Source organism: Alienimonas chondri, assembly GCF_013036045.1.
Classification (GTDB): domain Bacteria; phylum Planctomycetota; class Planctomycetia; order Planctomycetales; family Planctomycetaceae; genus Alienimonas; species Alienimonas chondri.
In genome coordinates, this window is record NZ_WTPX01000010.1 from 1 (window position 1) to 23,654 (window position 23,654).

The window sequence follows — 23,654 nt, forward strand, 5'->3', positions numbered from 1 at the left end:
ACGTCAGGGTATCCGCCGACGACCAACCCGCGTAGCCCGCCGGCCAATCCAGCGGCGCCAGGCCCAAGGCCCGCTTCACTGCCGCGATCAGCGCCAGCAGCACGGCCAGCAGCACGGCGATCACCAGCCCGGCCAGCAGCACGTACAGCCCGAGCGCGAAAAACGACCCGACCGCCGGCCACACGTCCTGCCAGAATAGCACCACGAACGCTGCGGCGAGCGCCAGCCAGGGGCCGTAGGGGAACTCTCCGCCGTTGGCTCGGCCGGTCGCGGCGTCGTACAGCTTCGCCGGTACGACCACGACCAGCGCGGCGACCGGGGCGAGGAAGAACACGGTCAGCACCGGCTGCCAGCCGAGGAACGCCCCGACCATCGCCATGAAAATCACGTCGCCCAACCCCATCGCCTCCCGGCCCAGCGTGAGCGCCCCGATCCACCGGACGACCCAACACACGCCCGCCCCCGCGACGATGCCGGCCACGCTTGCCGCCAGCCCGTGCAGGTGCGGGTGGTCGTAGATCCACGGCGGGACCGGCTCCACGTCCGGCCGGGCGCCGACCGGGGCAAAGCGGGAGATGCGGCCCTCTTCAAACCAAACCGGCACCAGCCAGATCCGCCCGGAAACGCTCGCGGCGACCGCCAGCAGCAGGGCGGGGATCGTGGTGCCGTCGGGGATCAGCAAGCGTTTCAGGTCGATCACCGAAGCCGTCAGCAGGCTCAGCAGCATCGCCGCGTGCAGGGCGAAGGTGAACGTCGCGTCCCACGGGCACTCGAACGCCCGAGCCACGTCCGGCAGGAACAAACCGCCCGGCGGCGCCCACGTTCGCCAGTTCACGACTTCCTGCCAGAACAGCCCAGCGAGCAGCCCGCCCGCCGCCAGTTCGACGATCGCCGGGCGAATGCGGTCCCCCAGCGGCGCCGCGGCGAGCGGATGCGACCGCAGGAACCAGCCGACCACCGGCAGCTTCGACAGCCCCCGACCGCGAGTCAGGGCCGCTTCGTGCGGGGCGGGGAACCAGAGGCTGCGCAGTTGATCGCGCAGTCGTTCGCGCGGTCCGAACCGGACCGCGGCGACGTTCACAAACCGACCCGCGACGCAGCCGAGCAGGAAAACGCCGACGGTCAATGCGATCCAACCGATGTCGCTCACGAGAGCGCCGATCGAACGATCCGTACGACCTCAGCGGGCGGCAGCGTCGCATCGACCACGACGGTGGACGCGTCCCGATAGAACGCTTCGCGGGCATTGAGGACCGCGGCCATCTCCTCCGCAGCCGGTAGATCGGTCAGCGGCGGGCGATTGGGGTCGCTGCCGACGCGGGCGTGCAGCGTGGCGGCGTCCGCTTGGAGATAGATCACCGGCCCGGCGGCGGCGAGGCGCTGCCGCGTCTCCTCCATCAGTACGGCTCCGCCGCCGGTGGCGAGGACGAGGTCGTCCCGTTCCAGCAGCGCCTTAATGACCTCGGCCTCCAACAGGCGAAACGCGACTTCGCAGTGGGTCTCGAAGAACTCCGGGATCGACCGCCCGGAGACGCGGACGATTTCTTCGTCGGCGTCCGCGAAGTTCCGACCGAGTTCCTCCGCGACCATCCGGCCGATCGTCGATTTGCCGCTGCCGCGCGCCCCCACCAGGGAGACGACGGAGGGGCGGTCCCCGTTGGAATCCGTCATTTCGCCACCGACATTGCGTCAGCCAGCGCGGCCCGCATCACGCCCTTCGGGGCCGGGGCGCCGGTGAACATCTCGTATTGGGCTTCCGCCTGACGAACGAACATGTCGGCGCCGCCGATCGTGCGGCAGCCGCGGGCCTCCGCTTCCTTCAGGAACAGCGTGCGGTTCGGGTTGTAAATCGTGTCGAACACAACCGCGTTCGGGGGAAAGCGGTTCTCGGGCAGGGGAGATTCGTCCATGTTGGGCCACATGCCGACCGGCGTGCAGTTGACGACGATTTGAAAGGTGCCCGTGCCGCGGTTCGGCCAGGTCTGGGCGATGCCGCCGAAGTCATCGACCAGCGGGCGAACCTTCTTCTCGCTCCGCCCGGCGACCGTGACGGCGCAGCCGACGCCGGCCAGCGCCGCGACGATCGCCCGGGCGACCCCGCCGTTGCCGAGGATCAACGCCCGCTGACCGTCGAGCCTCGCCCCGTCCTTCTCCCCCAACGCCTCCAGCAGCGAGCCGAGGGCGGCGTCGTGATCGGTGTTCGCGGCGTGCCAGACGGGGTTCCCCTCGTCCCGATCCGTCACCACCAGCGTGTTGGCGGCGCCGATGCGGCGGGCGGCGTCCGTCGCCATGTTCTTCCCGCCGGTCGCCAGTTCCAACGCGGCGGCTTTATGCGGGATGGTGACGCTGAACCCCTCGAAGCCCATCGCGGCGAGCGCCGGGATCGCGTCGTCCCACTCTTCGCTCGTCACCCGCAGCGGGAGGTAGCAGCCGTTGAAACCGGCTTCGCGGAACGCGGTGTTGTGCAACTGCGGCGAGAGGCTGTGGGCGACCGGATCGCCCAGCACGCCGAAGAAGCGCGTCCCCTTCTTGACCCGGTGGGCGCGGTACGCGGTCCGCATCGTGGCGAAGTCAGGCAGTCCCGGGGCGAGCGTTCGCTCCGAGGTGAACCCCGCGTAGGTCCAGGGCGCTCCTTTCGCACAGCACATAACGCGGCTGGCGAGGCCGGACTCGCCCATGCAGAAGGCGATCGTGGGCATCTTCGCCGCGGCGCCCACGGCCAGCACGCGGGCGTTGTCCGCCATGCAGGTCGCCGTCGTGACCAGCTTCACCACATCCGCGTTCGCGGCGGCGAGGCTCTTGTGGAGCTTCGCCAACTCCTTGACCGAGGGCGTCCCCTTCATGTCGTGATGGCTCACGACCCGCTTGGCCTTGCCAAACCGGGGCACCTTCGGGGCGACGTCGCCCTCGAGATCGACGAACTCCGGTTCCGCGAGAATCGCCTGCCGCAGCAGGCCGAGGCGTTGCTCCTCCGTGCCCTTCCACTTGCCGCCGTCCTCACGGCGGCGACAGGTCAGCACGACCGGGGTCGGACGGTCGGCGATCAGCGCCGCGACGTCGACCGGCCCCTTGAGCCAATCCAGTCGATATTCGACCAGCTTCGCGCCGGCCTCCGCCAGGGCGGCGTGTTCCGCCCGCATGCGGGCCGGGTGACTGCGGGCGATCGAGACGCACAGGGGCATGGGGGGAGAATCCGGGTTCGCTGCGAGGGGTGCAAGGGGAGACGCGCTAACCCATCCGGCCGAATTGGCGGTCGAGATCGTCCCGGGAGAGCGTCAGCGCCGTCGGTCGTCCGTGCGGACAGTGATGTGCGTCGTCGACGAGGTGCCGGGCGGTCAGCAGGGCGTCGATCTCCTCCGGGCTGAGGCGTTGCCCCGCCTTCACGGCCGCCTTGCAGCTCATCATGTGCAGCAGGGAATCGAGCAGGTCGCGGCGGTCCGGCGTCTTTGGACTGTCGGCGAGCGCGTCGGCGGCGTCCGACAGCACCGCCGTCGGATCGGCCCGCTTCAGCAGTACGGGGAACCCGTTCAACAGCACCGTCGTGCCGCCGAAGTCCTCCACCTCGAAGCCCAGTTCGCCCAACGTGTCCGCATGCTCCAGCACCGCGGCGTGACGCTTGGCGTCCAATTCGACGGACTCCGGCACTAACAGGCGTTGAATTTCGACCCCCTCGCCCAGCACCCGCCGGCGGAGCGTTTCGTACATCACCCGCTCGTGCAGGGCGTGCTGGTCGATGACTTGTAGGCCGGCGTCCGTTTCAAGTACGAGGTATGTGTCGAGCACCTGCATGGCGCGGGTGATCGTCACATCTTGGGGCTTCGGCTTCTGATTCGGCTCCGTAACGCGGAGGCTCTGCGGAGCCTCCGCGTTATGAGGGGGACTCTCCGTAGAAGCGACCGGCAGATCGGGGAGGGGGGGCGATTCGACCTCCGGGACGGGTTCGCTCTCCGCTTTCATCAGCGCCGCCCGCGCCCAGTCAGCGAAGCCGTCGGCGAGTTCAGCTTGTTTCTCTGGAAGAGACGCCGGTTGCTCTTTCGCCTTCGCCGGGTCGCCGGGGAGGTGAAAGCGTTGTTCGAAGTCTCGCTTCAAGAACTCCGTGCGCAGCGTGCCGAGCAGTTGGCGATACAGGCTGGAGCTATCGCGGAACCGCACCTCGCACTTCGTCGGATGGACGTTGACGTCCGCCGCGTCCGGGGCCGTTTCGAGGAACAGAAACGAGATCGGGTGCCGGCCGATCATCACCAGCCCGCGGTACGCCTCGCTGAGGGCGTGCTGGAGGCTGCGATCGGTGATCCAACGGCCGTTGAGGAAGAGGTAGTTCCCCTTCCGGCTGCCCTTCGAGTCGCCCGGGTGGCCGGCGAACCCCCACAGGCGGGCGATGTCCGACTCGCTGGAAACCGGGATCAGGCGCTCCGCGATCTTGGAACCGAAGAAGGTCGCCAGTCGGTCCCGCAGATCGACGGCGGGGGGCAGGTCGTAGACGACCTTGCCGTTGTGCCGCAGCGTGGCGTGCAATCGGGGGTTCGCCAGCGCGACGCGGGTGAACTGTTCCGCGAGGTGGCCGAACTCCGTGGCGTTCGTCTTGAGGAACTTGCGGCGGGCGGGCACGTTGAAGAACAGATCGCGGACCTCCACCGTCGTCCCCAGCGGCCCGCCGCGGGGGGTGACCGGGGTGATCGAACCGCCCTCCGCGGCGATCTCCGCGGCGAGTTCCTGTCCCTCGGGGCGACTGCGAAATTTGAACCGGCTGACGCTGGCGATGCTCGCCAACGCTTCCCCCCGGAAGCCCATGGTCGCGACGGTGAACAGGTCCGCGGGGGTCCGCAGCTTGCTGGTCGCATGCTGGGTGAGGGCCAGCGGCAGATCCTCCTCCGGCACCCCCTCGCCGTCGTCGGCGATGCGGATCAGCTCGGTGCCGCCGGCCGCCACGTCGACTTCGATCCGGGTCGCGAGGGCGTCGAGACTGTTCTCGAGCAGTTCCTTCGCGACGGACGCCGGGCGTTCGATCACCTCGCCGGCGGCGATCTGGTTCACCACCTCCGGGGCGAGCGGTTGAATACGGGGCAAGAGGCAGCCGAAGGGACGGGAGAATCGGGGCGAGAGGCGAACGGGATTCTACTCGCCGCCCCCGTGCCGAACGGGCGTCGAGGCCGCTTGGAGGTCGTCCGCGACCGCCGTCCGCGCCGGTTCCGCGGGAGAATCGGGCTGGTCGTCGCTCGAGGCGTTCGAAGCCGTCTGCGGCGCGGGAAGCGGGCAGGCCGCCCCTTGAACGAGTTCGGCCCGCAGTTCCGTCACCAGCTTGGCCCGGTCCGCGGCAATTTTGGCATCGAACGCCGCCAGCACGCTCGCGGCTTCCTCCTTGCTCGCCATCAGACCCATGATGAGATACTGCGTGATCGCCGCCCCGTAGCAGCACCAGCCAGCGATCCACTCGTCCTCGCGGCCCGGAGGGATGGCGCCGTTCTCGTCGACGACCCCGCCGACCACGCAGGCGAGGATCGCCAGCACCGGACTCGATCGCGCCAAATGCTGGCAGAGAAATCCCTTGAGGTAGGCCGGAGCGATTTTCCGCAGCCCGAACCAGCGCTTCCGCCAGCCGAAGTCCGACTTGCCGGGGATCTTCGGTTTGGGGTGCAGAACGGGGAACAGGGCGACGTCCGGCATCGCTTCGACCACGCCGATCGCCAACAGCAGTCGAAAGCCCAGCGAGATCCAGTCGCGCGGTTCGAAACCGAGCTGCTGGAAGAGAAGCTGCTCCATATTCGCCGTGCACAGCAGCAACAGGGCGCTGGCGGCGAACCACTCCTCGAGATCCTTCTCCAGCTCCCGGTCGAAGTGCTGCAACTTGACGGACTTGAGCGTCCATCGAAACAGCGGCACCGCCACCAGACCGACGGCGAACCGCGCCCCCGGCTTCAAGGTGCGACCGACCAGCGGCCGCAGGAACTCGGAGTTCAGCAACAGCCGCAGCGCCGTGGGGATGACCGACCACATCGGCGTCGTCCCTCGCTGCGTGGGGTGAAGGGTCGGAACGGGAACGTGCGGAGCGACGCCCCGGGCGACTTCGGATCGTGACCGGCTCGCCCACCGGGAACAACGCTGAACCGCGTTGATCGGATCACGAAATGATCCCGATCGCCGGCAGGATCGTTCCGTCGAGTCTCGAACATCGCCCGCCGGTTGTGCCGGGGCGGGCGGGTTCTATCGTGCCGGCCCCCGTATCGTCACGTTCCGTCGCCCCTCCGCCTCAAGCGCCGCCCGCATGCTCGGACTGCCCAACCCGACGCCGTTGGATCTCCGATTTTCGCTCTTCGGGGTGCCGGTGTGGGTCTCCGCGTGGCACTGGCTGGGGGCAGGCTACTTCGGCTGGCAACTCGCCGAAGCGTTCGGTCCGGGGAACCTCGGCGGGGTGACGCTCGCCACGCATCTGGCGATGGGGATGCTGTGCGTGTTCCTGTCGATCCTCCTGCACGAGATGGGCCATGCAATGGCCGCCCATTGGTTCGGGATGAACCGTGCGATCCTGATGACGATGCTCGGCGGATTGGCCTACGGCCCGCTGCGGCCCGGAACAAAGTGGTGGCAACTGGTTCTGATCGCCCTGGCGGGGCCGTTCGTGCAGTTTTTGTTCGCGGCGATCCTGTTCGGCGGGATGCTGGCCGCGAGCGTCGCCAACGGCGGCCCCGTCGGCGGCAGCCCGCTGGCGGTGACGCTGTTCCAATCGCTGTTGCTGGTGAACATCGTCTGGCCGCTGTTCAACCTGCTGCCGATCGTCCCGCTGGACGGCGGGCATGTGCTGCAATACACGCTGGGCCGGTTCATGGGACGCCGCGGCGACGTATGGGCCGGTCGGCTGGGCCTGCTGCTGGCGATCGGCTTCGCGGCGCTGTTCCTGGTCATGCGACAGACCTACATGACCGTCCTGTTCGGGTTCTTAGCCGTGCAGAACTACCAAATGATGCGGTCGTCCTGAGCGATCCGACGGCCGGCCGGGCGAACTGTCACGCCAGCCGCGAGAGCTTGCGGATCAGCCATTCGAGGCTGAACAGGCCGACGATCAGGAACAGCATCCAGCGAACGTCCCACAGCGCCCGGACCGACTCCTCGACCGTGACGGTGCGGTCCCGGGATTCAATCAGCCCCGGCAGCGTCGCCGCGGCGTCGGCGAGCAAGACGTAGCGGCCCTCGGTGCCCTCGGCGAGGGCGGTCAGCGTGGGGACCTCTTGCCGCACCGTGGACAGTTCCAACTCCGGCAGCGTGGCGGTGATCGAAGCCACGACGTCCTCCGGCGACCCCACGTCATCGCCGTCGAGCGTCAACGTGAATCGACCGGCCCGCGGCGGGGTGAAGGGCGATTCAAACCGTCCCGGACGGCCCGGGACCGGCGAGAGCGTCAGCGGGCTGCCCGGCACCGGGAACCCGTCCGGCCCGTCGACCGTCACCCGCACCGTCCCAGCTTCGATCGGCTCACCACGGGCGTCCCGGAGGCCGACCGCGATCCGCACCGGCTCGCCGACGGGAACCTCGGAGCGGTCGATCAGAAACAGCGCCGGTTCGTCCCCTTCCGTGGCCCGGCCTTCCGCCGCGGAGCGGATCAGGTTGGTCCAGAAGCGCTCGAATAACTCCGGCCCATTCGCCCGCAGTCGCCAGAACTCAGTCGTACCGAGGTAGAAGACTCGTCCTCCGCCGAATCGTTGATCCGCTATCAGCACCGTCGTGCCGTCGCCCGTGTTGCGTGGGTCGCCGTGCAGCATCAGGACCGTGGCCAGATCCTTCACGCCTCGCGTCGGATAGGCCCGATAAAACCCTTCGAACTGTGACCAGGCGCTGAGATCCCCGGGCTGCTCCGGATCGAGGTCCAGCACGCCGTCCTCCGCCGCGGCGTCGGTTAGTTCCGGCTGCCAGGGGCGGGTGCTCTCGTCCGAGGCCTCGACCAGGCTCCGCGGCGCCAGCCGCACGGGGAGCAGATTGCGGACGCCGGCGAACGCCGCATCGTCAGTGAGTTGCGGGGAGTAGACGTCGCCGGCGGCGAAGATCAGCCCGCCGCGCTGCCGATCGACCCATCGCGACAGCGCTTCGACGCTTTCCGGTGAGATGCGGGACCAGTCCGCGTCGAGGGCCAGCACCACGTCGTAGCGATCCGGGCTGGATTCCGGCCGGGCGTCGCCGGGCGGCCGCAGGGGGAAGGACTCCGGGAACTCCGCCAGCAGCGCATCGCCGTCCTGCGTCACGCCGGGCAGCTCCGCCGGATCGACCGATTGCAGCAGCACATCCACCTCCGCAGTCGCCTGCCGGGCGAGGGCGGTCTGCAGGAACCGGTAGTCGCGGTTTGGTCCGCCGGCGATCAGCAGCACGCCGGTCGGCCGGCTGCGGGCGTTGACGACCGCTGAGCGGGCGTTGTCGTCGGTGCGGGCCTCCCGCGCCCCGGGCGGCGGCGAAAGGGTCACGGTGTAGCGAAAGCGGCCGGTCTCGGCCGGTTCCCGCTCGAAGGTCACCTCCGCGGATTCGCCATCGGCGGGGAGGGCCAACGTGCGGGTCTCCAACGTTTCGCCCGGAGTCTCGGCGGGGTCCGAGCCGGCCGGGGAGCGGGTGAGGACGACCGTCGCCGTCTGCCCCGCCAGCCCCTCAGCTGCGAGAAAGGCACGGATCTCGAAGGGGTCCTGCCGTTCCCTCTCCGGAGCGAAACGGACGTCGGTCGGGGCGGACAGATCGGTGACCCGCACGTCGGCCGGGCGCTCCGTGCTTCCCACGCCGACAGGGTACAGCGGGACGCCGTCTCGGGCCGCCCGGCCGACCGCGGCGTCCGCCCCGGCGCCGGCGTTCTGCCCGCCGTCGCTGATCACGATCGCCCCGGCGAGCGTCGGCCCGCGGACCTGCCGCAGCGCATCAGAGATCGCTTCGCCCAGCCGTGTCTCCCCGCCGTCCGGCTCCAATCGGGCGAGCGCCGCGGCGGCTCCGTCGGCGGGCGAGTCCTCGACCGCAGCGGTCCCGCCGGTGGACGTCTCCTCCGGCAGATCGCCGTCGCGGGGCAGTTCCGCGATCAATTCGGCGCCGGCGTCGAAGCCGAAGATCTGCACCTTGTGCGTCCGACGCAGTTCTTCGATCAAATCCGAGTCGGCGAGTTCCCTGGCGACGGCTTCGGCGCGGGTCTCGCTCACGTCGCCGGACGCTCCGCCGGTGGGGTCGGCGGGCAGTTGCATGGACTGGCTTGTATCGACCAGCAGCGCAACCCGACTCGGACGGACGGCCGTCGTCTGGGTCCGCTCGCGGGGATCGAACGCGATCACGCCGAGGCACACGATCACCCCAATCCGCAGCGCCAGCAGCCCCGCCCGCAGCGGGCGGGGAAGGGAACGGGTGTCGCGGACGTACAGCCAAACCGTCCACGCCAGCAACGCCGCGGCGACGCCGAGCAACAGGCTCCAGCCCAGCGGCGTGCGGGGCGGGTTCCACTCGGTCGCGGTCAGCGATTCCAGCCCCGGACCGGACGGCGCCGAACCGGATTGGGCGAGCAACGAGAGATGGGCGAAGCTGTTCATCGTCAGGCTCCCGCCCCGTGATAGCCGCAGCGATAGGCCAACGCCGATTCCGCCGCCATGAGCGCGGCCATCAGGCCGAGCAGCCACCAGCGGATCTCGCGGGATTGCTCCCCGCCGCCGGTCCACGCGGAATCGCCCGCCTCTTGGATCGTGACGTTCTTCGTCCCGGAGAGCGCGCTCGTGAGCGCCGCGGGGGCGATCAAGGCCAGACGGCTCTCATCCGGGGGGAAGTTCAAAGCGGTCCAGCGATCGACCGGCTCCCCTTCCGCGGTGGTCAAACGGGACTTGTAGACGCCCGGCAGGTCAGTCTCGTTGTAGCGCGCCGTGAGGAGCAATTCGTCCCCCATGCCCGTGTCCGGCGGGGCGTCTTCGCCGGGGACGTTCTCCGGCCGCGCCGGCGTCGCCGTGAGCGTCGCGGAGATGTCGTCCGGCTGTTCGATCAAGATGTCCGGCCGGAACCGGGCGGCGTCGAGGGCGAACTCCAGCGGTTCGCCCGTGATCCCGACAGCGTCGCCGGTGTCGATTCGGGCGGCCCACTCCTGGGCGGGCAGATGGAACAGGATGAAGGGCGGCTGCCGCGGCCAGTTCGTCCACTCCGGCTCCTCGTCGGCCACGCTCGTGGCGGCCGTGGTGAGGACGGTCACGATTCGGCCTTCGCCCAGCGTGGAGACGAGCGCCAGCGGCGAACCGTCCTTGAGCGTGGCGATCGTATTGACGCCGTCGTTCCGGGCGAGGTCGTCCCGTTCCCAATCCGCGGGGACCGGCAGATAGCGGGAGACCGTCAGCAGATCGGCGAACAGGTTCTCCCCGACCGTCAACGCCTTGGTGACCGGGTGCTCGGCAAAGCGTACGTCCGGTCCGGAGCCGGCGTCGGCCGGCAACTCGACGGACGAACCGGACAGCGGCACGGGGAACAGGCCCGCGGGGTACAGCGTGTTCGTGTAGTGGTCGACGTCCACTTCCCCCCCGAACCAGATCAGGCCGCCGCCGTTCTCGACGTAGCGGGTGAGCGGCCCGACGGCGTCCGCGGGGAGCCGGGGGACGTTCACGACGTAAATCGTCCAGAACTCCGACAGATCCTCTTTTCGCAGCAAGTCGGTGCCGCCGACGCGCACCTCGCGGCCGGTGAGATCGGGATCGAACAGACGGCTGATCAACGTCGCCGCGGCGAGGTCCGAGGCGCCGTCCACCACCAACACCGGCACCCGGGGCAGCGCCAATACGGGGCGGGTGAAGGAGTCGTCCTCGACGAGCGTGTCGCCCGGCAGGGAGACGGTGACCTGGTGCCGGCCCGGGTCGTCGAACTGAACGTCGAACTCGCGTTTGACCGAATCGCCCGGCTCCAGCACCGGGATCGATTCGCCGAGCGGCAAGGGCTGTCCGTCCAGCGAGGCGGTGAGGTCGAGCCGTTCGCTGGCGACGTCCGCGTCGTTCGTGACCGTCACCTGCACGCGGAGCGGCACGCCGACCGCGGCGGTCGCGGCGCCGAAGGACACGTCGGCGACGCGGCGATTCGCCGGAGCGTTCTCGGCCAGGCGAACGAGATTCACCTGCACGCCGGCGGCGTCCAACCGGGCGACCGCGGCGGCCGTGTCGCCGGCCGCGGTTCCCGTGTCCGAGGCGGGCGCTGGTTCGGCGTTCGGGGCGATCTGGCCGCCCCAGTCGGCGACGCGGAAGTCAGACAGCAGATGCACCACGCGCTCTCCGGCGTCCTGCTCGGCGGCCAATCGCCGCTCCGCCGCGGCGAGGCCGGCGGCGGGCCGCAATCGGGAACGCGTCGGTTCGAGCGCGTCGAGTTTCTCCGCCAGATCCGCGAGGAACGCGCTGTTCACGTCCTCGCGGGCGAACAGGGCGCCGTCCGCTTCGGAGCGGCTCAGCAGCAGCACGGACAGCCGCAGCGAACCGGGCGTGCGGGCCGCCTCGGCGGCGAAGTCTCGCAGCGTGCGTTTCGCGGACTCGAAAACGTCGCCTTCCTCGCCGGCGGCCCGCATCGAGCCGCTGTCGTCCAGAATCACGACATGATGGGCGACGTTGCCGTCCCGCAGGACGGACAGCGTGCCCGGATCCAGCACGAGCCTTGCGATCAACGCGGCGGCGGCCAGCACCAGCAGGATCCGCAGCAGCAGCAACAGCAGTTGCTCGATCAGCACCCGCCGCCGGTTCCGTTGTTCGGACTGGAGCAGGAACTCCATCGCCGCGAACCGCACCTTGCGGAACCGCAAGCGATTAATGAGGTGAATGATGATCGGGGCCGCCGCGCACGCCGCCCCGGCCGCGGCGATGCCGGGGTGCAGGAAGAACGGGGCGAGGGTTTCAATCACGCGATCAGCCTAGCGGAAGGAAAGTCGTTCGTCCCCGCATGCTCTGCGGCCGATCCGGCGAGTCGTCGCGGGGAGAACCCTTCAACCCCGTGCGCTTTTGCGGAAACCGAGGCGGGAGTTGAGGAAGCGGCTGAGGCTGGCGTCGAACGGCTCGCTGGTTCGCACGATCTGATAGTCGATCATGTTCGCGGCGCACCGCTTCCGCGTCTCCTCGCAGAAGGCTTCCATCGCCGCGAGGTATCCGGCCTTCAGACTGCGGGGATCGCAGGTGACCTCGCCGGTCTCCTCCATGCCCACAAACCGGGTGGTGCCCTGAAAATCGAAGTCGAGTTCCTCGTCGTCCAGCACATGGAACACCAGCACGTCGTGTCCCCGACTGCGAAGCATCCGCAGGCCGCGGTAGGTGGCGTCGCGGTCGGAGAACAGATCGCTGAACAGCACGACCATTCCGGGGCGGCGTTGCTCCTCCGCGGTGCGGGCGAGGATCCCGCCGAGGTCGGTCTTCTCCGCGGGGGCGGTCGAACCGAGCGTGCCCAGCAGGGTGTTGAGGTGCGTCTTCTTCCCCCGATGCGGCACCGCGGCTCGCACGCCTTCCCCGAAGACTGTCATCCCGACGGAGTCCTGCTGTTTGAGCAGCAGATAGGCGATCGCTGCGGCCAGCGTGGCGGCGTAATCCGCCTTGTTCATCGGGCCGTTGCCGTAGCCCATGCTCTCCGAACCGTCCACCAGCAGCGTGGTGCGGAGGTTCGTGTCCTCCTCGAACAGCTTGACGTAGTACTTGTCGGTCTTGCTCCAGACCTTCCAGTCGATGTGACGGGCCTCGTCGCCGGGGACGTATTCCCGGTGCTGGCTGAACTCGACGCTCTGCCCGAAATACGGACTGCGGTGCAGGCCGTCGAGCACGCCCTCCACGACTTGCCGAGCCCGGACCTCCAACTTCCCAATGCGGGCCAACGCCTCAGGCGTGAGGTGATCCCGCCCCCCCGGGGGACCGGTGCGGCGGGCGGCGGGGGACGTGTCGGCCAAGGCGCTGTTCTCCTGCGGGCCGACATCCTATGCGATCGAACCTCGCGTCACACCGGGGGAGGGCGACGACTCAGCGAGGATTCTCAAAGCCGAAGCGTTCGCCGGCTTTCCAGGCGCTGCGGTCGTTGCCCTCGTTCGGCAGGCCGCCGGCGTCTTTCAGCAGGCGGGCAAGGTGCATCAGGTTCCACGACATGATCGTCGCATTGCGCTGGGTGAAGTCGTTGTCGAAGCCCACCCGCGTGCCGTCCTCCTTCTCGTCGCCGTAGGAGGCGCCCGGTCCCGCCTCGCCGATCCAGCCGCAATCGGCCTGCGGAGGGATCGTGAAGCCCAAGTGGCTCAGGGCGTAGCAGACCGTCATCGCGACATGCTTGATTCCGTCCTCGTTCCCGGTGACCACGCAGCCGCCGACCTTGCCGTAGAAGATCGACTGCCCCTTCTCGTTCAGGTCGCCGGACATCGCGTACAGCCGTTCGATCAGCACGCGGCAGACGGAGCTTTCCTCCCCCAGCCACAGCGGCGTGCCGACGACGACGATGTCCGCCGCGCGCACCTGTTCCCAGATCTCCGGCCAGTCGTCCTGTTCCCAGCCGTGGTCGGTCATGTCCGGGTAGATCCCCGGCGGCACGTTCCGGCCGACCAAATGCACATGCTCCACGCCGACGCCCTGCTTCTCCATCACGTTCGCGCAGGCGCCGAGCAGCAGCCGCGTGTGGCTTTGCTCCGAATCGCGCTTGAGCGACGTGTTGAAGTAGAGTGCGGTGAGGCTGGAGAAATCGCTCATTAGGCTGCGGCGCGCGGCACGACGGCAGGTCCGGGCTTGCGGCAATAATAGACGGTCAGGAAACGAAATCGCCCGCGGAGGTTGGGCCGCGGGCGAAGTCGATCAATACCTAACGCGTCAGGCGTCGTATTTGTACTCATAGGAGTGGCGGATGTACGGCCGATCGCGGTCGTAGTCGCCGTCGTAGTCGGACCGCAGCGTGGCGTCGAGCTTGTCGGACCAGCTCGGATGGTCCGTGCCGTAGCGACGCTTGGCCGTGTGCCCGAAGCGGAAGGCCTGTTCGCGGTTCTCGAAGGCGTCGTCGGAGCCGACCGCCTGTTTGACCGTGTCGTCGACGTCTTGGTCCATATCGCGGGCGGAGTCCGAACCGAAGTCGGCCTTCGTCTGTTCCCAGTCGTTGGCGAACGCTTTCTTGACGCGTTCCCAGGCGGAGAGATCGTCGTCGGTGTGATAGGTGGCGGCAGCCATCGGTGAGCGCTTCATATGCGAGTGCAGGGATCGACCGGCGAGCGCCGGCCATACACCAAGCATTGAACCGCACCGGGAGCGACTCGGTCAGAAGCGATTGCCGGGCGTTGGCATGGGACGATCGCCCGGGTGTACCGTCCTCGAATTCGCATCTACTCGGCCCGTCTGCACGCCCGGATCAGGCCGTCACGTCATAGTTCTGGTGGTAGAAGTACAGCATGCCGCCCTCGCGGTCGTACGCCAGGATGAACCACAACATCAGCCTGGAGCTATCGTCTCTATTGTAATGCCATGCATGCCATTCCATATGTCTGGCAGCCGGTTTAGGCCAGTCCTTGGGGAAGTTGAGGAACATCTTCGAGACGGCATGATCGCCGGCCTCCGCCGGCTCTAGGTCGAAAGCCCGGACGTGCGCATCAACCATCGCCTGATCCGCCGGCATCCGCCAATGTCGTGCGAACGCTGTATTCCGGCTCAGATCGTTCTGACTGGTCGTCTCGCCCGCGTCGGAATCCCGGATATCGGGTACCGGTGCGTGTCCCCGCTGTCGCAGATCATCGATCAGGATCGTCAATTGTTGCGGCCAAGCCTCGGGCGGCACCTTCTTCGCCTCTTTGAATGCGGAGGGCGCCGATCCATCCTGCGGCGTTGCGACGGCCGGCGTCGGCCGAGAAACGCGTGTGTCCGCGAGATCCATTTGCTCGTCTCCACCGTCCCGCCCGCAGCCCGCGATGAAGAGAAGAACGGCTGAGGCGATGTAGCGTGCTCTCATGGCGAGACAACCGGGGCGTGTTCGGGCAGTCGGGGTCCTTTTTGATAGGAGCCTTACAGACCAGCTTGTGCTTCAAACGAGCTCCCCCTAATCGGCTAGTCACGCCGCTTTCTGGAAAACCCCCGCGAAACGCGGGTCGCTGGTCAGCTTGCCTTCGGCTTGCGGGGTCTCATTGACGAGGCGTTCGACGACTTTGTCCGTGGTGACGCCGTCGGACTCGGCGGCGAAGTTGCAGACGATGCGGTGACGCAGCACCGGGGCGGCGAGGGCGGCGATGTCCTCCGTGCTCACGTGCGTGCGGCCGGCGAGCAGGGCTTTCGCCTTGGCGCCCAGCAACAGCATCTGCACGGCCCGCGGGCCGGCGCCCCAGCTGAGCGATTCCTTCATGAACTCCGGGGCGCCCGGTTCGTTGATCCGCGTCTGACGGACCAACGCGAGGGCGTATTCGATCACGTGGTCGCTGGCCGGCACCTGACGGACCAATTTTTGGAGCTCCACGATCTCCGGGCCGGAGAGGACCGGGTCGATCTCGTCGGCGCTCACGCCGGTGGTGGCGCGAGCGATCTGCTTCTCTTCCTCAAAGCTCGGATAGCCGACGTAGACCTTGAACATGAAGCGGTCCTGCTGGGCCTCGGGCAGCAGGTAGGTGCCTTCCTGCTCGATCGGGTTCTGCGTCGCCAGCACGAAGAACGGGTCCGGCAGGGCGTGCCGTTGTTGGCCGACGGAGACCTGCCGTTCCTGCATCGCTTCCAGCAGCGCCGCCTGGGTTTTGGGCGGGGTCCGGTTGATCTCGTCCGCCAGCACCACGTTGTGGAACAGCGGACCGTTGAGGAAGCGGAACTCGCGATCGCCGGTGTCCCGGTTCTGCTGGAGCACGTCCGTGCCGGTGATGTCCGCCGGCATCAGGTCGGGCGTGAACTGAATGCGGGCGAAGCTCATGGAGAGCGTCCGCGCCAGCGTGGAGATCATCAGCGTCTTCGCCAGCCCCGGCACGCCTTCCAGCAGGCAATGCCCCCGGCTGAATAGGGCGATCAGCAGCTGGTCGATTACCTCGTCCTGCCCGACGATGATCCGGCCGACCTGAGCCTTGATGTCCCGGTACGCGGCGCCGACGCGTTCGATGGCGACGTCGGGGTTCTCTTCCAACTTGATGTCCGGGGCGGTCATGTCGGCGGCTCGGGGTGTCGGGGGCGGGTCGCGGGGAGGGCACAGCATCCGCGGGGGGACGTTGGTCCGCCAGTCCCCGCGCCCCCGCCCCGCGCTCGCATGCCGCGCCCGGGCCGCGGCGCCGCGGTCAGTCGCCGACCGGAGCCAGTTGGACCGCATCGGCGATCGTGTAGCCCTCGCGGCCCGCTTCGAGCGTGACCGTCACGGTCGAGCCGGGCCGCACGGAGATGCCCTCCAGCGTCCGCCACGGCCCTTCGCCGCCGGCGGCGGTCTGGTCGATCGCGGTGCCGGCCGTCTCGCGGCGGACGCCGTCGTCGACGGTCAGAAAGGCGGACCGCGTGCGGTTCGGGTGGGGCACGGAAGCGACCCGCAACTCGTAGCGGCCTTCCTCGGGAACCTTCAGCGTGAAGACGGCGGTCGGGGGATCGCCTTCGCCGTCCCACGTGACCGCCCGATAGCCGCCGTCGATGTAGGGGCCGACGGCGCCGCTGTTCACCCAAGCGCCGGTGAACTTGGCCGATTCATCGTCCACGACGACGCCCTTCAGGGAGGCGGACCGAATCCGCTTCACGCCGCCGGTCCATTCCAGCACCTGTTCGTCGGCCAGCAGGCGCTCCCGGAGGACCTCGTAGTCCACCTGTTGCACGGGCTTGTCGCCGTCCACCGCCATCACCGCGGCGGTCGCGGCGCTCTGGCCGAGAACCATGAACACCGGTTCCATGCGAATGGAGCCATAAGCGATGTGGGACGCGGCCATCGCGACGGGCACCAGCAGGTTCGTCGCTTCTTCCTGTTTCGGCACGATCGAGCCGTAGCCGATCGGGTAGGGGGGGAAGCCGCCCTGTTGCACGTCGCCCTCGTTCTGCACGTGGCCGTTTTCGTCCACGTACCGCCAGACGTTGTGCGAATCCATCGTGTAGGCGGCCAGGCCGACGGGGTCGTCCGCGACGACGTCGCCGACGCAGTCCGCCTGGGTCATCACCCGCTGGCCGACCATCCGCCGAGCCTCTCGGATATACAGCTGCGGCGGCCAGCCGCCGGTCGCTTCGAATTCATCCGCGGCCAATCCCCAGTTGCTGTAGTAGTTGCGGACGGACTCCGGCACGCGGGGGTGATTGGCGAGGGACCACATCAAGCCTTTCTGATAGCGCTCATGGGCGGCGATGATGGCGGCCCGTTCTTCGTCGGTGGCCTCGGGATAGTCGTGGTTCTGGCCGATCCAGTCGGTGGAGACGGCGTGATTGTTGTTCGAGTCCGTCTTGCGATTCGGCATCATCACCGGGTTCCACGGCTTACGGAGGTCGCCGGCCTCGAAGTTGCGGAACAGCAATTCGTACAGGCTCTCGTCGTACCCCTCCGGCTTCGGCCACGCTTTGCGGTTGGCGGCGACGTCGGTCGCGCACAGGCGGAAGCAGTAGGCCTGCACGCCGTCGTCGCCGGCGCCGGAGGGCGGCAGCGGTTCGGTCCGCACCTGCGGCAGGATGCCGGCGTTCGGATCGCCCGCGACGACGTACGGATCGACCGGCACGACGAAGCGGTGATTTTTGTAGTTCAGTGCCGGCCGCACGCCGTTGTAGGTCTCGCCGTAAACGGATTCGCCCTCGCGGCCGACGTGGTAGCTCACGCCCGCGGCGGCCATCAGATCGCCCTCGTAGGTCGCGTCGATGAAGACCTCGCCTCGGACGTCGGCGCCGTTCTTGAGGCGGAACGACACGATGCGGCCGTCTTCCATCGTCACCCCGCCCTCGCTGCGATCGAGGGGCGCCTCCATCATCGGTTCGACGTCGACTTCCGCCAACATCTCTCGGTAGATGTTCATGGCGACGTGCGGCTCGAAGGTCCAGAACGGCTCCGGGTTGTCGGGGTCGAGGGCCGGGGCGGCGCCGCGTTTATTGCGATAGTCGTTCGGCGCTTCCTGAACCCAGCTGGCCGAGTCGGCGTAGTGCTTGCCGACGCGGGTGTAGAACTCGCGGGAGATCCCGCCGATCGCCGCTTTGTTGCCGATGTCGGTCGCCCCCAGGCCGCCCGTCGTCAGCCCGCCGAGGTGGGAGGACGGTTCGATCAGCAGCACGCTCTTGCCCATCCGACGCACCTGGATCGCGGCGGCGATGCCGCCGCTGGTGCCGCCGTAGATCACGACGTCCGCTTCGTATCCCGCCTGAACGGGGGCTTCCTCTACCCCCGTCGGGGCGGCGAAGGCGACAAGTAACAACGCGGACGACAGCATCGGGCGACTCCGGGGGAAATGGACCACGAATCATGCAAACCTGATTCGTTCGTCGCCAGCGTTGCGGTTCCGCCGGAGGACCGCACACTTCCGCCATGTGGAACGACCGCCCCGAGCGCCTCAAAGCCGAATGGACCGGCCGCACCGTCGCGGTGCGGTCGCCGGTCGGCACTTTGGCCCGGTTCGCCGGCCTGACGGGCCGGGTGCGGGCCGTCAACATGAACGGCCGCGCGCTCGTGCAGTTCGACGGCGCGGACGAAACGTGGTTCGATCTCGATCCTGCGGCGCTGAAGGAGGTCGAACCGACCCCGGAGACGCCTCCCCCGGTGCGGGCCGCGGTGGGCGAAGAGCCGCGGGGCGAACCGGAGCCAGGAGCCCTCGCCAAACCGCCGACCAAGATGCGGCCGGCGACGCCCGCCGAGGCGAAGGCCGAGGGCGGCAAGAAACTGTCCGTGCTGGAACTGGCCCGTCAGCAGGGCGCCGCGAAAGATTGACGCCTCAGCTATGGCGTTACAGGTCGCTGAAGTAGTTCTTGACCGCGATCGTCAGCGCCTCCGTCGTCGCGATGGGGGGGAGGCCCTCGAAGCTCGCCCGGCGCTGCACCTGCAACAGCAGATCGCGCGGATGGCAGAACCGCATCGGGCGGTCGACGCTCACGAAGTGATCCGTCGCCAGCGCCTCAACGGCGCCGGGTTCGATCGTCAGGCCCATCTGCGGGGCGAGAGCCTCGAAGATCGCTTTGAACTCCGCCGGCGACGGATCGCCCGCACGGATTTTGAACGGGATGCGACGCAGGAACGCCTCATCCACCAGATCGGTCGGGCGGAGGTTCGTGGCGAACACCGTCAGCAGATCGAACGGCACCTTCACTTTCTTCCCGCCGGGCGTATTGAGGAAGTCGTAGCCGCGTTCGAGCGGCACGATCCAGCGGTTCAGCAGGCTGTCCGGGTTCATCTGCTGACGGCCGAAGTCGTCGATCACCAGCGTGCCGCCGTTCGCCTTCAGTTGGACCGGCGCCTCCATCACCCCGCTGACGGGATTCATGATCAGTTCGAGGTGCTCCAGCGTCAACTCGCCGCCGACGACGACGGTCGGGCGGCGAATGCGGACCCAGCGTTCGTCGCAGGCGGGGCGCTCGTCCACCGCGGCCAGCTCCTCATGCACGGCGGCGTCGAACAGCCGGACCGTCTCTCCGCCGATCTGCAGCGCCCGCGGGATCCACAGCTCCTCGCCGTAGGCCCGGGTGAGCCGCTCCGCGATCGTCGTTTTGCCGTTGCCCGGATCGCCGTAAAGGAACATCGCCCCGACGCTGCCCAAGGCGGTTCCCAACTGACTGAACGTCTCCGGGGAGACCTGCAGGCCGCGCAGCGCATCGCGGAGCGCCGCCGGGGTGATCGTCTGACTGCGAAGCGTCTGAGCGGCGACGCTTTCAACGTATTGACCGAGCGTCACCGGGGCGCAGCCGTCGTACCGGCAACGATCGTGGGCGCGGGCGGCGCGAACGGCGCCGACGTCGGTCAGCTCGTGGAAATAGTCGTTCGGGCCGGCGTCTCGCCGGTAGGTGACGACGTTCTCGCGCTTCAATTCCCGGAGGAAATCGGCGATCAGCCCGCCCGGTAGTCGGATCTGACGAGCGACGTCCCGACCGCTGGTCGGACCGCGGTTCAGCAGGATTTTCAGAACGAGCGTCTCGACCTCCGCGATCGGCAAACCGGCCGCTTCGAGGGTGGCGGGGCGGTGGGGAAAGAACGCCGCCGGCTCCTCGTGCGACGACTCGGCGGGGGCGGCGGGCGGCTCGGCGACGGCGGCGGTCATGGGCGTTTCTGTGAAGGAGATTCGTGAACCTAGGTCACGGCGGCGCCCCCCGCTTGCGGTTTCGCCGGATGCGATCACCCTTCACCTTCCGTCCCCCGGCACGACCGATCGATATGAAGCTCGCCCACCTCGACACCCCCACCGGCATCGCCGGCGATATGACGCTCGCGGCGCTGCTGGACGCCGGCGTCGACGAGGCCGCGGTCCGGTCGGCGATCGACTCGCTGGGGCTTGAAGGCGTCGAACTGCGGTGCGAAGACGTCGTGAAGTTCGGCTTTCGCGCCAAGACGGTGCACGTCGTTCATCCCCCGCAGCACGCCCATCGGCATCTGTCGGACATCCGCGAGATCCTCGACCGGGGCGCCCTCACGCCGACCGCCCGTGACCTCGCCGACCGTCTGTTTTACGCCGTCGCCGTCGCCGAGGCTCGGGTGCACGGCAGCACGCCGGATGCGATTCACTTCCATGAGGTCGGGGCGATCGATTCGATCGTGGACATCGTCGGCTGTGCGGTGGGGTTCGACCTGCTGGGGGCGGACCGCGTGACCTGCTCGCCCGTGCCGACAGGGCGGGGGCGGGTGAAGATCGCCCATGGCATCTGCCCGGTTCCGGCGCCGGCGACTGCAGAACTGTTGAAGGGCGTGCCGCTGGATGCGGTGTCGGTCGACGCCGAACTGACCACGCCGACCGGGGCGGCGATCGTCTCGGTGATCGCCGACGGCTTCGGCGATCTGCCGGCGATGACCGTCAGCGAGGTGGGCCTGGGCGCCGGCGACCTCGACCTGCCGGATCGGGCAAACCTGCTCCGACTGTTCGTCGGGACCGCGGAGGACGTGCCGCGGGGTTTTGGCCAGGATCGGGTGTTCCTGCTCGAAACGAACCTCGACGACGAGACGCCGGAAACCGTCGCCCATGCCTCGGCCAAGCTGTTCGACGCCGGCGCCGTGGATGTGTTCGCCCTGCCGGCGACGATGAAAAAGGGCCGCAGCGGCGTCGTGCTGAGCGTGCTGTGTCCGGTTGCGAAACGGGAGGCCTGCGAGGGCGTGCTGTTTGCGGAGACGGCGACGTTTGGCGTGCGTCGCCGGCTGCTGGATCGCACGACGCGACCGCGACGGGAGGCGACGGTGGAGACCGCCTTCGGTCCGGTGCTGGGCAAGGTCGGGGCGAAACCGGGCGGGGGGGAACTGTTCTCGCCGGAGTTCGACGCCTGTGCGAAGATCGCCGCCGACCGCCGCGTCCCCCTGCGGGACGTGTACCGGGCGGCGGAGGCGGCGTTCCTGTCGGCGCCGCCCGCGTCCGCTGCGCCGCCCGCCGGCGCGGGGAATGATCACTCGCACGGCCTCGATCACGACCATTCCCACGGTCATGACCACGACCACTCGCACGGTCATGACCACGACGGCGGGCACGACCACTCTCACGGATGACCCGGCTCATGCTCGTTCCGCCGACGTTCCCCCCGCTGGCCGTCGACCCCGCCAGCTGGCTGGCGCCGCTGGGCATTGCGGTGCTGACCTTCACGCTGCTGCGTCGCTACCGGGTGCGTTCCTCGCCGAAGCAGAAGTCAGCGAAGGTTCGCACCGATCCCACGACTGCGGTGAGGGATGCGGTTCGCGAATCGGCCGGGGCGTGGGAACTGCGTCTGCACGACGCAGGTCGGGCCGCGGAGGCGTCGCTGCACACCAAGGCGGCGGAACTCGACGCCCTCGCCGAACGGGCGGAAAGCGCCGCGTTGCGTCTCCGGGTGGTGTCCGACGAGCCGGACGTGCTGCCGGTCGCCCTGCCGGAGGGGGACGAACGGGTGCGGTTGCACCTCCGCCAGGCCGGCTACGACGACCGGCAGATCGCCGTCATCCTGGCTCGCGACGAACCCGGGGAGCAGCGGCGGGCCGCCTGACGGCTCGCTCCGCGGTCACCGTTCCTTGAAGGTCGCCCCGCGGTTGCGGGTCGCGGTGACCAGCACCTTCACTTCGTCGCCGAGCAACTGACGCACCCGCCGAGCCTCGGCCTCCGCGACATCCGAGTGGCCGAACACGGCGCAGGCCGTCGGCCCCCAACTCGATTGAGCGGGCGGGGGCAGGTTGCGGTCCTTGCGATCCGCAGCCCACTCCCGAATCGCCGGCGAGGCGAACACGCCGCCCTGCAGGGGTGCAAAGTGCTTCCCGACGCGCATGCCGTAATCGGCGAGGACGCGGGCGAACAGGACCGGGTCGGGCGGAGTCTCGCCCAATCCGGCGGCGATCGGCAAACTTTGCAGCACCATGCGACGCAGCCCGCCGCTGAACGGCCGGGTCATCTCCGGCATCCGTCGCAGGGCCGCCGCTTCTTCGGAGCCGGTCATGCCGCCGCCCTGCTTCGGGATGACCACGACCCAACGCCATTCGGCGGGCAGGGCGACGCTGCGAACCCCCGTTCCGTGGGCGGCCGCGACCGCGCCCTGCGGATCGAGCAGCATGCCGCCGGACTGAAATCCCGCCGCGCCCAAGCGGCTGCGGTTCGCCCGGCCCAGCGATTCAAACAGCGGTCCGGCGATCGGGTCCGGCTCCCCGAACAATCGGGCCGTCGCGGTCGCCGCCGCCAGCGCGATCTGCGTGCCGGACCCCAGACCCGAGTGGGCCGGCGGCGAGGTGAGCAATTCCGCCCGCAGCGGTCGGTCCCCAGCGATCTCGACCGCGGCGGCCCGGAGGCGATCGACTTCGCTCTCCACCGCGAGGAACTCCGCCTTGCCGTCGGTGCGAGAGACCGTCACCCGCGTGACCGGCGCCTCAATCGTCACGCCGGCGCCGCTCCACTCCGGGGCGAGCGCGCACAAGCCGAAGTGCAGCCGCGCCCCCGCGGTGACCGTCACCGATTCGCGGAGGGGCAGCGTCATGAGCGAGCGACAGGGGGGTGTTCTGTGGCGGCGGATCCTTTCGCGGCGCTGGGCTCGTCCGCGGCGGGGCGGCGGGCGATCTCGGCGACGAGGTCCGCCCACACCGCGGCGTCGCGGGCCGTGCCGGTTTTTTGCACGAGGGGTGCCAGGTCCGTGAGGCGTCGGTCGAGTTCCGCCCGCGGCATGAGGAAGGTCCGCGTCGCGAGAATCGCCCCCTCAACGAGCGCGAACGCGGCTCGGTTCAATCCGACGCCGTCCCGCACTCGCCCCCGGCGGCGCACCTCCGCCGTCAAACGATAGAGCCCGCGGTCGTCCGGGCCGACCGCCTCCGTCACGTCGAAGGCGAGCCACCGACAGCAATCGACCAGCCGCACGTCCTCGCGGTCGGGGAGGGCTTGGACTTCCGCGTTCGTTTCGCCGATCACCGCGCGGGCGATCAGCGCCGCGTCGTCCGTGACATGCCACACGCCCCGCCGGGTCGCCAGCAGGTTCGCGCAGGTCGTCGAACCGGCGAACGGACGGATGACGAAGCGATCGGCGTGCCGGTCGCCGCTCGGCTCGTCTGCGGCCTCCGGCCAGACGGTCCCCAGCGGGGCGAGGTTCACCCGCCCCGCGGCGTCGGTCGTCGTCGCCAGTCCTTCGAGAATCACGCGGGAAGCGTGCCCT

Annotated in this window: 20 protein-coding genes; 4 read left to right on the forward strand and 16 right to left on the reverse strand. The window is 68.8% G+C overall.

All coding sequences use genetic code 11. From position 1 onward, the window contains the following. The 5 genes from LzC2_RS22735 to LzC2_RS02820 form a co-directional block, all read right to left on the reverse strand. On the reverse strand, positions 1-1,150 hold a 1,150-nt coding region (locus LzC2_RS22735), incomplete at its 3' end, for a prepilin peptidase (protein WP_171183523.1). Further along, positions 1,147-1,671, reverse strand: coding sequence for a shikimate kinase (locus tag LzC2_RS02805; RefSeq protein ID WP_171183525.1), 525 nt, complete (start codon positions 1,669-1,671; stop codon positions 1,147-1,149). The genes LzC2_RS22735 and LzC2_RS02805, both read right to left, overlap by 4 nt. Beyond that, complete coding sequence (locus LzC2_RS02810; RefSeq protein ID WP_171183527.1) at positions 1,668-3,182, reverse strand: type I 3-dehydroquinate dehydratase; 1,515 nt, start codon at positions 3,180-3,182, stop codon at positions 1,668-1,670. Before LzC2_RS02810 ends, LzC2_RS02805 begins: the two co-directional genes overlap by 4 nt. Before the next feature lie 46 nt (positions 3,183-3,228). Continuing rightward, positions 3,229-5,067 carry a DNA mismatch repair endonuclease MutL gene (gene mutL, locus LzC2_RS02815; protein ID WP_171183529.1) on the reverse strand — a complete coding sequence of 613 codons (1,839 nt, stop codon included), beginning with the start codon at positions 5,065-5,067 and terminating at the stop codon, positions 3,229-3,231. Between the two features lie 48 nt (positions 5,068-5,115). Further along, positions 5,116-5,994: a DNA topoisomerase I gene (locus LzC2_RS02820; RefSeq protein ID WP_171183531.1), complete on the reverse strand. Its 879-nt coding sequence runs from the start codon at positions 5,992-5,994 to the stop codon at positions 5,116-5,118. Between the two features lie 268 nt (positions 5,995-6,262). On the opposite strand from LzC2_RS02820, the gene LzC2_RS02825 reads away from it, so the two are divergent. Further along, positions 6,263-6,973, forward strand: coding sequence for a site-2 protease family protein (locus tag LzC2_RS02825; protein WP_171183533.1), 711 nt, complete (start codon positions 6,263-6,265; stop codon positions 6,971-6,973). A gap of 28 nt (positions 6,974-7,001) precedes the next feature. Here LzC2_RS02825 and LzC2_RS02830 read toward each other — a convergent pair whose 3' ends face one another. The 8 genes from LzC2_RS02830 to LzC2_RS02865 all read right to left on the reverse strand — a co-directional run bounded on the left by LzC2_RS02830 (position 7,002) and on the right by LzC2_RS02865 (position 18,301). Continuing rightward, positions 7,002-9,539 carry a VWA domain-containing protein gene (locus tag LzC2_RS02830; protein ID WP_171183535.1) on the reverse strand — a complete coding sequence of 846 codons (2,538 nt, stop codon included), beginning with the start codon at positions 9,537-9,539 and terminating at the stop codon, positions 7,002-7,004. A 2-nt stretch (positions 9,540-9,541) separates the two neighbouring features. Further along, complete coding sequence (locus tag LzC2_RS02835) at positions 9,542-11,860, reverse strand: BatA domain-containing protein (RefSeq protein ID WP_171183537.1); 2,319 nt, start codon at positions 11,858-11,860, stop codon at positions 9,542-9,544. A gap of 81 nt (positions 11,861-11,941) precedes the next feature. Then, entirely contained in the window at positions 11,942-12,886 is a 945-nt protein-coding gene (locus LzC2_RS02840) for a DUF58 domain-containing protein (RefSeq protein ID WP_206678536.1), read from the reverse strand. A gap of 70 nt (positions 12,887-12,956) precedes the next feature. Next, a complete protein-coding gene (locus LzC2_RS02845) occupies positions 12,957-13,667 on the reverse strand; it encodes a flavodoxin family protein (protein ID WP_171183539.1) in 711 nt (236 codons plus the stop codon). Between the two features lie 117 nt (positions 13,668-13,784). Beyond that, entirely contained in the window at positions 13,785-14,135 is a 351-nt protein-coding gene (locus LzC2_RS02850; protein WP_171183541.1) for a hypothetical protein, read from the reverse strand. A 178-nt stretch (positions 14,136-14,313) separates the two neighbouring features. After that, the gene (locus LzC2_RS02855) at positions 14,314-14,907 is read right to left on the reverse strand and encodes a hypothetical protein (protein ID WP_171183544.1); all 594 of its coding nucleotides are present in this window, start codon (positions 14,905-14,907) and stop codon (positions 14,314-14,316) included. A 99-nt stretch (positions 14,908-15,006) separates the two neighbouring features. Next, positions 15,007-16,074: an AAA family ATPase gene (locus LzC2_RS02860; RefSeq protein WP_171183546.1), complete on the reverse strand. Its 1,068-nt coding sequence runs from the start codon at positions 16,072-16,074 to the stop codon at positions 15,007-15,009. A gap of 127 nt (positions 16,075-16,201) precedes the next feature. Continuing rightward, on the reverse strand, positions 16,202-18,301 hold the full coding sequence (locus LzC2_RS02865) for an FAD-dependent oxidoreductase (protein WP_171183548.1): 2,100 nt from the start codon (positions 18,299-18,301) through the stop codon (positions 16,202-16,204). 95 nt (positions 18,302-18,396) lie between these two features. Here LzC2_RS02865 and LzC2_RS02870 point away from each other — a divergent pair, with 95 nt between their 5' ends. Next, positions 18,397-18,795, forward strand: a complete 399-nt coding sequence (locus tag LzC2_RS02870) for a hypothetical protein (protein WP_171183550.1) — start codon at positions 18,397-18,399, stop codon at positions 18,793-18,795. Between the two features lie 16 nt (positions 18,796-18,811). On the opposite strand, the gene LzC2_RS02875 is transcribed toward LzC2_RS02870, so the two are convergent. Then, a complete protein-coding gene (locus LzC2_RS02875; protein ID WP_171183552.1) occupies positions 18,812-20,116 on the reverse strand; it encodes an AAA family ATPase in 1,305 nt (434 codons plus the stop codon). A 113-nt stretch (positions 20,117-20,229) separates the two neighbouring features. Between LzC2_RS02875 and larC the strand changes: the two genes are divergently transcribed. Together larC and LzC2_RS02885 are read left to right on the forward strand one after the other, a co-directional pair. After that, the gene (larC, locus tag LzC2_RS02880; RefSeq protein ID WP_171183554.1) at positions 20,230-21,543 is read left to right on the forward strand and encodes a nickel pincer cofactor biosynthesis protein LarC; all 1,314 of its coding nucleotides are present in this window, start codon (positions 20,230-20,232) and stop codon (positions 21,541-21,543) included. A gap of 8 nt (positions 21,544-21,551) precedes the next feature. Then, positions 21,552-22,013: a hypothetical protein gene (locus tag LzC2_RS02885; protein WP_171183556.1), complete on the forward strand. Its 462-nt coding sequence runs from the start codon at positions 21,552-21,554 to the stop codon at positions 22,011-22,013. Between the two features lie 15 nt (positions 22,014-22,028). Here the strand turns inward: LzC2_RS02885 and LzC2_RS02890 are convergent, their stop codons facing one another. Next, positions 22,029-22,988 carry a GHMP family kinase ATP-binding protein gene (locus LzC2_RS02890; RefSeq protein ID WP_171183558.1) on the reverse strand — a complete coding sequence of 320 codons (960 nt, stop codon included), beginning with the start codon at positions 22,986-22,988 and terminating at the stop codon, positions 22,029-22,031. Next, positions 22,985-23,638 carry a DUF447 domain-containing protein gene (locus tag LzC2_RS02895; RefSeq protein WP_171183560.1) on the reverse strand — a complete coding sequence of 218 codons (654 nt, stop codon included), beginning with the start codon at positions 23,636-23,638 and terminating at the stop codon, positions 22,985-22,987. Before LzC2_RS02895 ends, LzC2_RS02890 begins: the two co-directional genes overlap by 4 nt. Positions 23,639-23,654 lie beyond the last annotated feature (16 nt).